Genomic DNA, 12,044 nt, shown 5'->3' with positions numbered 1-12,044 from the left:
GAATATACAACAAAACAATCATAATATTTCTTTTATAACGTAATGATACAGATTAATGTATTAATTTAAAAGAGCAGCCGTTAAATTGAAGTCAATATCTGTTCTATCCACTCCCTAATTGATTATTGCTACTGTTTACTCAATCTGGTTGTTTTTCTGACACTCTCGATCTGTTCTCACAAACAAAGAAACACACATTTCTCCGAGTTGATAAAATAGATGTTTCTTCTTAAAACATTGCTATATCATTATTTTCTTGACATCAAACATACCGTCTCAGCAGGCGATTTCTGCCAATCGAAGCTCCCTATTCGGTCGCTTCTCTTGGGAAATCTTTGCATGAGACCTGCCTCTACTTTTCAGCGTCGCTTCGCTCCTTGACAAGTAGGGCTAGGGCTTCAACATGGTTCGCATTGTTAAGAGGCGTGTCGGGTGCTGTTAGTTATATTGTATATTTACTTTTTATCCTTGTCAATTTTCTATTTCAACCTCAAGTCCTGATTTAAATACTATTTTTAAATCATCGTCATAAACAACCATCTTCTCCACTAGTTTCCTTACCAACTCTTCATCATAGCTTTCTATTTCGAATTCTTGATTGTATAAAAACTCTTCTAATTCCATTAGTCTAATTTGTTCATTCTTCTCTTCCGCCATAGTTAGGAGTATCTTTTCTTTTTCATTCCTTAACTCTTCCACCTTATCTGCAAGGTCTGTGTAGTCTTTCTTGGCATTAGCTACTTTTAAAAGTTCTTCTTGAACCTCCAGCATTTCTTTGTCTATTTCTTCAATCCTGCTGCTTTCATCACCTGTGATGACTTTTTTAATGTTCTCTTTTATTATTTCTTTTACTTCATTGCTTTCAGATATAAGTTGATTGATGGCTTCCACAACTGCTTCTTGTAAGTCTTCTTCTTTTATGGTTCTTGCATTGCAGGCATCTGGTCCATGAGTTACTCTTGTGCAACATCTCCAAACTATATATTTGTTTCCCCTGTTGTTCCAAGCAATTCTTCTGTAAATATCCCCACATTTAGAGCAATAGACAATACTTGAAAGGGCGTATTTGCTGGAATAAATTCTTCTTTTCCCTTTTCCACTTACCATATTAGCTCGTCTGTACATTTCTTCTCCAACTCGCATGAAGATTTCTTTTGGTATGATGGCTTCGTGGCTATTTTCTACATAATATTGAGGTGCAATCCCATCATTCTTTACTCTTTTCTTATTTAGAAAATCTACCGTATAGGTTTTCTGTAGGAGGGCATCCCCCATATATTTCTCATTAGTTAATATTTGATTGAGGTTCGATACATGCCACTTCTTATTTCCTGCTCCATTTACTATCTTTTCTTTTTCAAGTCCTACCTTTATGTCTCGTAGACTTGCCCCTTCCAAGTATTCTCTGTAGATCCTCTTTACTATTTTTGCTTCTTCAGGAACGATGACAAGTTTTCCATCTTCGTCTTTTGTATAGCCTAAAAACCTATTATGATTTACTTGGACTTGGCCTTGTTGAAATCTATATTGAAAGCCTAACTTCACATTTTGAGATAAGGACTGACTTTCCTGTTGTGCAAGGGATGCCATAATGGTAAGGAGGACTTCTCCCTTGGCGTCCATGGTATTGATGTTTTCTTTTTCAAAGTAAACTGGGATATTGTTTTCTTTAAGTTTTCGAATATACTTTAAACAGTCTAGTGTGTTTCTGGCAAACCTAGATATGGACTTTGTGATGATATAGTCTATGTTTCCTTCCATAGCTTCTTCAATCATTTTATTAAAGCCAGCTCTTTTCTTGGTATAAGTTCCACTGATTCCTTCGTCAGAAAACACTCCTGCAAATTCCCAATCTAGATTTTTCTTAATATAGTTTGTGTAATGGTCTACTTGAGTGTCATAAGAAGTTGCTTGTTCATCGCTATCTGTTGATACCCTCGCATAAGCTGCCACTCTTAGTTTCTTCTTTTCTGATTCCTTGATTGAGTTTCCCTTTTTCTTTTTAGCTGGTATGACTATAACCTTGCTATTCATCATCTATCACCTCGATTAAATTGTACTGGTGGCTCGCTCGTTCAAAGGGATCTATTGGAAGAACTCCTTCTTCTTTATATCTAAACTTACATGGAACTCTAATAATCTCTTCTTCCTTTTCCCAAACTCGCCCCATAGCTACTGCTCTTTCCTTTAACATTTGACCTGCCTTCTCAAAGCTTTCTCTATCTATAATCTTGGGATAGATGTCATTTCCTAAATACTTTTTATTGGTTAATATTCTTTTTACGCTTGAGCTGTTTTTCTTTAAGCCTGCAAGGTCTGCCGACTTAATAAGGGCGTTGCCAGCAAGATAGTTTTTAAAGATTTTTCTTATATTCTCCGCTTCTTTTTCTTGAACTTCTAATCTTCCGTCTCTTATGGTATAGCCATAACATAGTCTAGACATTATTTTTCACTTCCTCTCTTAGTACAAGTCCACATTTTAAATGAAAATCTAGGGTCTCTCTATTAACAACTTGAATGTGGTCAATGATTTCTTCAAACAAGTCATCTTCAAAGTGATCTATCATTTCGCTTTTATCTAAGATTTCTATTAGCTTTTCAAGTTCTCTTATTTCTTCATCGTTTCCAAGGATGGCTTTTTTGCTTCTCTCCTTTTCCTTAAGTAAGTTTCTTTCTTCGCTTGAAATCTCACTGCTTTCTTTTGTGTAAATACTTGCATCTAAAACCCCTGAAGTTATTAGTTTGTTTAGAACCTCTTTTCTTTCTTTTAGCTTTTCTAAACTTTCTTCTATATTGTTTATCTTCTCGACTTCTTCCCTGCTGTCCACTCTCTTTAAGGATTCTAAAAGTGGTGTAAGGATACTATCTTTTCCAAAGATTAGCTTATTAACTAGAGTCACAAAAGCTAGTTTAATGTCCTTATCTTTAATAAACTTCATGGAGCACTTATTGATATCTTTTAGGTGCTCACTGCAAGTCCAGGCTATATATTTATCTTTGCCGTTATAGTGATGCCTTCTTTTAAAGCTTGAACCACACTCTCCACACTTAATTTTTCCAGATAGGCTATATCTATTTTGATATCTTTTAGTATTTTTTCCATTTCCTTTTGCTATAGCCCTAAGTCTTATTAATTCTTGTACTTTCTCAAAGTCCTCTCTGCTTACAATAGCTTTATGGTTATCTATTATCTTATACTGGTCTTCTTCTCCCTTATTTTTATGCCTCTTGTAAGTATCGTCTGTATAGGTCTTTTGGTAGATGACATCGCCTATATATTTTTCATTTTTTAAGATTCCGTTTATAGTTGACCCATGCCAGCTTGCTCCTCTTTGTCCTTTAATTTTTCTCTTATTTAAGTCTTCTGCAATTTTATGTGTCCCCTTACCTGAAAGATACTTTTCATATATTTCTTTTATTATTTTTCCTTCTTCTTCGTTAACTACCATCTTCCCGTCTATATTCTCATAGCCATAGGGTGGGCTTGATATGATAAAAGTTCCATTTTGAAATTTTTTCTTTATAGACCACTTGTTATTTTCTGAAATAGACCTGGATTCACTTTCTGCAAGGGATGAAAGTATGGATAACATCAACTCGCTTTCCATTGTCCTGGTATCAATGTTTTCTTTTTCAAAATAGATGCCAATGTTTAGGTCAAGGAGTCTTCTTACGATTTCCAAACAATCTGTCGTGTTTCTTGCAAGCCTAGATATTGACTTCGTTAGGATAAAATCTATCTTCCCATTTTCACAATCTTTTAGCATTTTTAAAAGACCGTCTCTGCATTCTTTCTTTGTTCCAGTTATGCCTTCATCAAAGTATAGGCCTGCAAAAGTGTATGACTTGTTCTCAGATATAATCTTTTCATAGTGTGCCTTTTGTGTTTTAAGACTTACAAGCTGAGCGTCTTCATCAGTCGATACTCTTGCATAGGCAGCAACTCTTAATGTAGATTCTTCTTTTTGATTAGCTTCTATTTTTGTTATCTTTTTCATCCATTCAACCTCCTTTCTGCTAGTGCTATATTCCCGTACAAGTGAGTATTTATCAAGTCTTATAGCAGTAATTCCGAAAGAATAGGTCTGAATTTTTTAATATTTTCTCTCCTAATTTTTCTATATTCTTCAAGGCTGATTTCGTCTAACAGAAATAGATCTTGGATGAACTTATCCGATAGATAGAAATTAAGCTCTGCCTTTAAATCCCTTTCAGTGTATTCAGGCTTTACGACTTCTTTTTCACCTTCAAACTTCTTTACTTCCATACTCCACCTCCTGTATCACAGGCAAAAAAATTAAGGTTATTTTTAACCCTAATTTTCTTTCCTCTATATTCCTTAGGACAAAGGAAGTGTTTTTGAGTAAGAAGTTTTCTTAAGTATAAAATAAAATATCGAACACAAAAAAACCTATTAGTATTTCGTTTTGAAGTACCAATAGGTATAAATAGCTAATTGTATTTTTATGTATTAATTTATTTTTATCTGATAATAAATTTACATCATTTTTTGAATATTCTTTTAAAATATAAAGACGCTAGGATTCCTATTATATAGAAAATTATACTTACATAACTAGAAGGTTTATCATCAAAAAGATAAAAATAAAAATATATTCCATACTAATGGAAATAATAAAATATACTATCAATATAATTTAATTCCACTAAAAATCCATATAATTGATATTTACCTACAAAAAAGATCGGACTACACGCTAGTATTGTTATAAGTGAAATTGTAAATATTTTATTTTTCATTTGAAATATTCACTTGAATGGAATCTCAGTTTTCTGAATGTTTTGGTCAATTTTTTATGTCGTTTAAGATGTTATAATCCTGACTATTATAAAGTTTTTTATACAGTTCATTCTTTAAAAGCGTCTGATGAGAACCACTAGCAACCATCGCACCATGATCAAGCAATATTATTTCATCAACTTTTACAAGATTTCTCAACCTATGCGATATTATAATATTCATTATTTCACCATTATTTTTATTTATCAGATTAAAAATATTTTCTTCAGTTAATGAATCTATAGATGATGTTGGCTCATCCAGAAGCAAAATTTCAGATCTGTTGTACAAGGCTCGTGCTATAGCCACTTTTTGCCATTCTCCTCCAGATAATTCAATCCCTCCAGCTACACTCTTATCAAGTACATTATCATAGTCAAAGTTCAGTTTATCTTTTTCATTATTATAAATATTAATTTGCGAGAGGATCTCATTTATACCATTATCAGAAATTAATTCATATTCTCCTGAATGCGAGCTTCCAATACTTATATTTTCTCTTAACGAAAATGGATACTTTATAAAATCTTGATGTACTGTATCAAAATATTTATAATAGTTATTTTTATTTACATTATTAATTAATACTCCATCGACTTTAATTTCTCCTTCCGTTGGGTCATACATACCTAAAATTAATTTTGTTAAAGTTGTTTTTCCTGATCCATTCAAACCAATTATTCCATAATTTTTCCCTATTTTAAAAGTATAATTAAAATTTTTCAAAGCAAATTTATTACTGTTTGGATATCGAAAACTAACATTTTCAAAAGTGATTTGTTCTACTTTTCTATTCAAATTAACAGTTCCTTCATTACTTTCTTTTAAATTCATTAAATCAAAATACTTTTCAATATATAAACAACTCTCATATGAACTCTCCACTGAACTAAATAAATTTGTAAGTGATTGCCTAACTAATTCCATGGTTTGAAAATACATTATTGCTGACCCAATACTTATTTTAAGTTTAGAACATCTTAATATTATCAAAATTATATTCACAGTATTTGTTATCTCTTCTAATACTGAAATACATATTGATCGCTTAAAATATTTTGATTTTATAGATTTATTATTCTTTAAATTATTGTCATATATTATTGTCATTTTACCTATTAGTATTTTGACAGAACTGTAAACTTTTGTTTCGACAATCCAATTATACTTTGTTAAAATAGACTTTAAAATTTCAATATATCTAATACTTTCTATTTGTTTATTATATTCATTATATAGTTTTTCTAAAGCATCAAATTCATTTATAATATTAAGAATTGAACTAACTATACAAACAAAAAAACATAACATACTAAACTTAATTATTATATACGATACACTGACCATTGTAATAAGATTTCGTATCATATCCATAACTATATCTAACATCATTTTATTTTTAGAAGTAGAGTCTTTGTATACCATTTGTATTAAATTATAAGTCTTCGAATTATCAAAACTCTCCATCTTTAATCTGCTAATCTTTTTACTTATATTTATAGTAAAAAATTTATCTAGCTCATTAAAGTATTGAAAACTATAATAATCATTTATTTGCGTAATAACACGTATTAATAACTTTACCATTGAATATACACAAACTGCTCTTACAAATATGTACGTATCAATAGTAAAGTGTTTGATATAAAATGAAATCCCATCTATAAGATATTTATAAGCAATAACTATAGTAGAATTTAGTATTCCCAAAAATATACTACTCACTAGTATAATCAAAAATCTGATTTTACTCGCCTTATACATAAGGCCAATACTTAAGTATACATACCTAATAATAAAAATGATTTTTTTATACATCTTCATAATATATCCCCCAAAGTCTACTATGAAATAATAATTATCTTTGCATTTTTTATGTATTGAGACTGAAATAAATTGTAGGACTCTATAGTGATATTTTCAAGACGCAAAACAAATTTTTCTTTATTTATGTGATTTATCGGAATTAATCCATACTTATAAAATAACGAATATGAGTTAAACAAATAGTAAGTATCAGATAAATCCATCTTAAGAAAATCCCTTATATTGTTTAATCCTTTATCGAATTCCCGAATTCCTGCTTCATCATAGATGAGTGAATTTGCTTTTTCTAATATTATGGAGGACAAATCTATATCAGAACATATATTAATTTCAGTGAAAATATTTCCTATCATTATTGCCTTTATATTAAAATTTATAAAGCAATTTATAGTATTCAAATCTATATGTTTTAGCAATTTTTTTAATCGGTCCTTTAATATTTCTTCGTAAATTAAAAATAACAATTCTATCTCTTTATTACCTACTACAGAACCAATATCCAATAAGATTTTTAATTCAAAAAGTTCATCGTCTCTTATTTTATTAAAACTATATACATCAATATTTTCCACTGTACAACCTCGTAATTTTTTCTTGTATTTTCTTACTTTCCAACACATCCTTCACAATTCCTATATAAAATATATCCACAATATTAAGTTGAAAATATTTTTTAATCTTCTTTAAACTACATGATCTTATTGAATTAGAACTCCCTATGGGCAATTCATCTAGTTTTTGACTTATTAAAACTTCATTAATTTTCAATTGTCTCTTATTAGAAAGAAACTTTTTTTCTATCTCCTTTAACACTTCCTTCTTAGATTCTATAAAACACATATTAGTCCTTATTGCTACTTTTCTTTCATAAAGTTCACTATTATTTATGATTCCAAGTGTGAAAAAAAAGGATTGTATTATAAATAACAAATCTTCAAATACATCAATCTTTCCTATAATTATCTCTATACTCACATAATCAGTCTTTCCTTCAATAAATAATGATTTATTGAAATATTCCTCACTTTCAATCATATTTATAATAAAATGTTCCAACAAATGCGCCCAGCCATCATGAGGTTCTCTAATTTTCATAATAAAAGAAATCCTATAGTTCTTAGATTTAGAATCTACAATAATTGACCCTTGGTTATCTAATATAAGCATATGATTATTTATAATTTTCATAATTTCTTATAGCAAGGATATTTAATATAATACTAAAAATAATTATTATTACTAAACATATCGGCACCATTGCATATGCTTGCAATATATGGATATTAAAAATCCTAAATATAGGCCTGTAATTTATCAATAAAGACTCCCCGTTGTATAAATTTATCATTGATACAGATAATATTTTCTTTAGAACTCTACCTGCCCCTTCATATAAGACTAAAGGGATAAAGTTAAGTGCTAAAACTATCGAAACTGAGATTAATGATTTTTTTGATATTATAGAAACAATCATATTTATTATAATTGAAAAAACTGTTATTAAAACTCCTAGCATCAGAATCAACAAATAAGCCTGTAAAAAAGTTAAATTATACACACTATTCCAATACGTTTGATATAGCTGTATTGGTGCATTAAATCCATCTATTCCAAATAATAATAGAATTACAAAAGCATAGAGTAAATGCGGTAATAAAAACATCAAAGCTCCTGTCCATATGCCTGACTTAATCTTATTTTTTATTATTCTTTTTTTACCCACTGTAGCAAATAAAATTTCATTCATATTATTTGAATAGTCCATTGTAAAGGTATTGGAAACCACCACATTACTAAATATGGCAAACAATATTGAACTTATAAAGAAATCGCTCAATAAAATCTCCCATCCTTTATAATAAGTGTATTCTATTGGTGTTTTTAATTTGTCATTTTCTTTTAATAAAAAATTTTTTTCTCCATCGGTAAATTTGTAATTTTTAAATTCTGTTTTATCTAAATAGGTATTAAGCTTAGCTTTTCTATTAGTATAAAATGTATCAAGATCATCAAAAGAAAGGGTATCAGCTATATTGAGATCAAAAGAATTAAAAGGAGCATAAGACTTTGCTATTAAAATCATAATATCATTATATTTTTGTTCATACTTAACATATCTTGATGTATCATCTAAATTATCATATTTCCCACTAATTACATCTTTGTGTATAGAAAGATATTTGCTTAAAAATTCTTCATCAATAAATTTGCCATATATCGAACTTCTATCTTTTTTTTCAGCTTTCGTCGCTGATAATCCTGTCAAATAACTTAAACCATCATTTCTATATACATAATAATTTCTCGCATTTATGTTTTTAAAAGAAATTACAGCTATGTAAATTAAGATCAAAAAAATTGAAATTTTAAATAGCTTGTTTCTATATAGTTTTCTAAATTCAAAATTCATAACTATCATCCTTTTTTTCTGAGTAATACAAGTAAACATCTTCAAGATTTGCGTTGATTTTTATTGAATTATCTATCGGCTTTGATTCAGATAATAAAACTACTTCATAAAACCCACTTTCATCTTCTTTAATTTTTCTTATCGGATATTTGTCTCTAAGAACCTGCAATGTTTTAGCATCTGTTTTAACCCTCCATGTCTTTCCGTTCATGGAACTTACAACCTTATTCACACATTCATTTAAAACAACTTTTCCGGAATCTATAATTACTACATTATTAGCAATATCTTCTATGTCTTGTATTATATGAGTTGAAACAATGATTATTCTATTTTCAGCTATATCATTTAAATAATTCTTTAAATTAATACGTTCACTTGGATCTAGACCAGCCGTTGGCTCATCAAGAATTAGTATTTTTGGATTGTTTATTAAAGCTTGTAAAACTCCAACTCTTCTTAAAGTTCCCCCTGACAAATTTTTTAATTTATATTTTAGAAATTTATCAAGAGATAATGTATCAACTAAATCTCCTATAACAGTATTATTTTTATTAGAGATATTTTTTGTCCTTTTTATATAATTTAAAAATTCGATTACGGTAAATTCACCAATCCCTCTAAAATCCTGTGGTAAATATCCTAAATTATCATAATACATCGTTTCATTATCGAATAAATCAGTATCATTTTCTAAATTGATTCTTATTTTTCCAGATGTTAATTTGTAATATTTTGTAATTAACCTAATTAGCGTAGTTTTTCCAGCACCATTTGCTCCTATTAAGCCATTAACCCCCTCTTTAAAACTGAAATTAACAGACTTTATTATAGGCTCATTTGATATTTTTTTTAATACTTTACTTCCTGTAATTTCCAAAACTAACCTCCTCAAAATATGTATGTATTAACCAAACAGAATCGCCTTTTAGACGTTAAACTACTAAACTTTCAACTTAAAACTAATTGTGTTTTATCCAACTACAGCACTATTTGAATTGTGATTACGTACATTTCCAGGTGCACAAGCACACCCACAATCTCCAGGCCACCAAGCACCAGATTTACCAGTAGAATGGTTTTGTGCCTGAACATTACAATAGCATCTGCATGAAAATGCTACATCATCAGTAACTTCTTTTTTATACATAGGATCTACAACTTTTAACATAAAAATCCTCCTTATCTAGGCAATATCTGTCTAGTTAATACCTTTTTAATACAAAAATTCATCTTTAAGAATAGAAAAATCCAATTCTTTTTCAAGAGCCTCATGATAAAAAGCCAATTGATTTTTTATTCTCAATCTATTTAAATCACATTTCTTTTCATGGTAATCTTTATCTATTCCATTCTCCAACATATTTACAGCATAACATGTTCCACATAGTCTTATTGCCCAACAATTCTGACAATACTTTAGAGAACAGCTCTCATATTCATTTATATAATACTTTTCAATAGATTCATAATCTAAGCCATCATCTATATTGCCTATACTAGGGGACTTTCCAACCCTTTCACAGGGATAAAAAACACCCTTAGTATCTACATATAATCTACGCATACCTGGTAAACAGCATCCATTAAATGGATAGTTGGCCGATACATTGTCAGATATGTATCTAGTATTAATTCTAATTAATTGACTCTTGATATAGTTAAAATATAAATTATTCTTATTATTTGAGTCAAGTCCTTTGTTTTTCATGGTTTTTTCCTCAGACCATTGTTGTAGTGGATCTGAGTATACTAAATCTGATTCATTCACAAAGTACTTTATGTATCTATCGTCGTCTTTTAATGTTTGTAAAAAGCCACCATCATCTAAACTACCTTCATCTGGGTAAGTAATCATAATAGAGAAATCTTTAGGTAGAAAATTTAAACTTGAATAGAAATTATTGACACGATCTAATTTTTCAAATGTATACGGTGGAGTAAAAACCATATTTGCTGATAAAGAAAATGAACTATCAGGTTCTTTATTTGCCTTGTCACAAATTAATTTAAATTTTTCAAATACTACTTCGAATGTATTCGTTCCATCAGCGAATTGTCTATATGAATTTTGACTTTCTCTATCACCATCTAAACTACAAACCAAATTAAAGTTTGGTACACTTATAAAATAATCAATCATCTCTTCAGTTATAAGTGACAAATTAGATGTTAACGAAAAACTTAACATGTTTGATCTATCTCGAAACTTATAAATGGAGTAGTCAATTACTTCTTTTATTAAATCAAACTTTATTAAAGGTTCTCCTCCATAAAAAGTTATAGCTGTATATTTACTATTTGATGAATGATCATAATAGAAATCTACCGCTTTTTTGGCCATCTCTGAACTCATATCTTCATTTTCAAAATTACAATTATGCTGAAACTCTTCATTATATATACAATACTTACATCTAAAGTTGCATCTGCCTGTAACCTTTAATATCAACTGTTCCATTTCATTATTTAAAATTTTTTCTAATTTAAACTTCGAATGATTTTGATGTGAAAAACTACGAGGCTCTATTGCTTGTAATAAATTCTCTTGTTCAATAAAATCTAAAAAATAATTCAAGTAATTTCTATCAGTGTCAATTTTTTCTATTGAATCATTTGTAGACTTAAGTATGGAACTAAGAATATGTTTAGACTCTTTATCAAGTGTGATAACTTTTCCTGTTCCAGTATCATAAAAGTAGCTACTATTTCCAGTATCGAATATTGTACCTAATCTTTTTGCTGTATTATTATTCATTTCCTTATTAATAATTTGAATTAAATTATTTCTACACATGAAAAACCTCCTAAGACACATAATGTTTGTCATCTATTGTTGACATAATTATACACCAAACAATCTATTTTAATCAATTGTAGTTTTTAGTATTATCTAATTAATTTTTGAATAAACCAGATTATAAAAATAAATAATAAAAATATGTGAACTTCATTAATTTCTAAATCAATATTATCTGATAGATTCAAAATTAAACGTAACACCAT

11 protein-coding genes are annotated in these 12,044 nt (G+C 29.0%); all 11 read right to left on the bottom strand.

The features are described from left to right. Positions 1-471 precede the first annotated feature (471 nt). Positions 472-2,034, bottom strand: a complete 1,563-nt coding sequence (locus DG046_RS05500; RefSeq protein ID WP_108831524.1) for a recombinase family protein — start codon at positions 2,032-2,034, stop codon at positions 472-474. Then, the gene (locus DG046_RS05495; RefSeq protein WP_108831523.1) at positions 2,027-2,443 is read right to left on the bottom strand and encodes a recombinase family protein; all 417 of its coding nucleotides are present in this window, start codon (positions 2,441-2,443) and stop codon (positions 2,027-2,029) included. The genes DG046_RS05500 and DG046_RS05495 overlap by 8 nt, the downstream gene beginning before the upstream one ends. Further along, positions 2,436-3,998, bottom strand: coding sequence for a recombinase family protein (locus DG046_RS05490; protein WP_108831522.1), 1,563 nt, complete (start codon positions 3,996-3,998; stop codon positions 2,436-2,438). Before DG046_RS05490 ends, DG046_RS05495 begins: the two co-directional genes overlap by 8 nt. Positions 3,999-4,057: 59 nt before the next feature. Continuing rightward, complete coding sequence (locus tag DG046_RS05485; protein ID WP_108831521.1) at positions 4,058-4,267, bottom strand: SHOCT domain-containing protein; 210 nt, start codon at positions 4,265-4,267, stop codon at positions 4,058-4,060. A gap of 540 nt (positions 4,268-4,807) precedes the next feature. After that, on the bottom strand, positions 4,808-6,625 hold the full coding sequence (locus tag DG046_RS05480; RefSeq protein ID WP_108831520.1) for an ATP-binding cassette domain-containing protein: 1,818 nt from the start codon (positions 6,623-6,625) through the stop codon (positions 4,808-4,810). A 20-nt stretch (positions 6,626-6,645) separates the two neighbouring features. Continuing rightward, the gene (locus DG046_RS05475; protein ID WP_019131799.1) at positions 6,646-7,200 is read right to left on the bottom strand and encodes a hypothetical protein; all 555 of its coding nucleotides are present in this window, start codon (positions 7,198-7,200) and stop codon (positions 6,646-6,648) included. Continuing rightward, positions 7,187-7,723 carry a hypothetical protein gene (locus tag DG046_RS05470; RefSeq protein ID WP_148130089.1) on the bottom strand — a complete coding sequence of 179 codons (537 nt, stop codon included), beginning with the start codon at positions 7,721-7,723 and terminating at the stop codon, positions 7,187-7,189. The genes DG046_RS05475 and DG046_RS05470 overlap by 14 nt, the downstream gene beginning before the upstream one ends. 76 nt (positions 7,724-7,799) lie before the next feature. Beyond that, complete coding sequence (locus DG046_RS05465; RefSeq protein ID WP_108831519.1) at positions 7,800-9,038, bottom strand: hypothetical protein; 1,239 nt, start codon at positions 9,036-9,038, stop codon at positions 7,800-7,802. After that, positions 9,028-9,918, bottom strand: a complete 891-nt coding sequence (locus tag DG046_RS05460) for an ATP-binding cassette domain-containing protein (RefSeq protein WP_159082071.1) — start codon at positions 9,916-9,918, stop codon at positions 9,028-9,030. The genes DG046_RS05465 and DG046_RS05460 overlap by 11 nt, the downstream gene beginning before the upstream one ends. 93 nt (positions 9,919-10,011) lie before the next feature. Further along, a complete protein-coding gene (locus DG046_RS09650; protein ID WP_019131803.1) occupies positions 10,012-10,209 on the bottom strand; it encodes a hypothetical protein in 198 nt (65 codons plus the stop codon). Positions 10,210-10,254: 45 nt separating this feature from the next. Further along, entirely contained in the window at positions 10,255-11,835 is a 1,581-nt protein-coding gene (locus tag DG046_RS05455; RefSeq protein ID WP_070611510.1) for a radical SAM/SPASM domain-containing protein, read from the bottom strand. Positions 11,836-12,044 lie beyond the last annotated feature (209 nt).

It is taken from the genome of Aedoeadaptatus coli, assembly GCF_900343085.1.
GTDB classification, from domain to species: domain Bacteria; phylum Bacillota; class Clostridia; order Tissierellales; family Peptoniphilaceae; genus Aedoeadaptatus; species Aedoeadaptatus coli.
This window is presented reverse-complemented; position numbering and strand designations above follow the sequence as displayed.

Bases quoted from the DNA above. Each gene is read 5' to 3' on its own strand.
- DG046_RS05465 (WP_108831519.1), bottom strand. From the start codon at position 9,038: ATGAATTTTGAATTTAGAAAACTATATAGAAACAAGCTATTTAAAATT.
- DG046_RS05485 (WP_108831521.1), bottom strand. From the start codon at position 4,267: ATGGAAGTAAAGAAGTTTGAAGGTGAAAAAGAAGTCGTAAAGCCTGAA.
- DG046_RS05480 (WP_108831520.1), bottom strand. From the start codon at position 6,625: ATGAAGATGTATAAAAAAATCATTTTTATTATTAGGTATGTATACTTA.
- DG046_RS05490 (WP_108831522.1), bottom strand. From the start codon at position 3,998: ATGAAAAAGATAACAAAAATAGAAGCTAATCAAAAAGAAGAATCTACA.
- DG046_RS05455 (WP_070611510.1), bottom strand. From the start codon at position 11,835: ATGTGTAGAAATAATTTAATTCAAATTATTAATAAGGAAATGAATAAT.
- DG046_RS05470 (WP_148130089.1), bottom strand. From the start codon at position 7,723: ATGAAAATTAGAGAACCTCATGATGGCTGGGCGCATTTGTTGGAACAT.
- DG046_RS05495 (WP_108831523.1), bottom strand. From the start codon at position 2,443: ATGTCTAGACTATGTTATGGCTATACCATAAGAGACGGAAGATTAGAA.
- DG046_RS09650 (WP_019131803.1), bottom strand. From the start codon at position 10,209: ATGTTAAAAGTTGTAGATCCTATGTATAAAAAAGAAGTTACTGATGAT.
- DG046_RS05500 (WP_108831524.1), bottom strand. From the start codon at position 2,034: ATGAATAGCAAGGTTATAGTCATACCAGCTAAAAAGAAAAAGGGAAAC.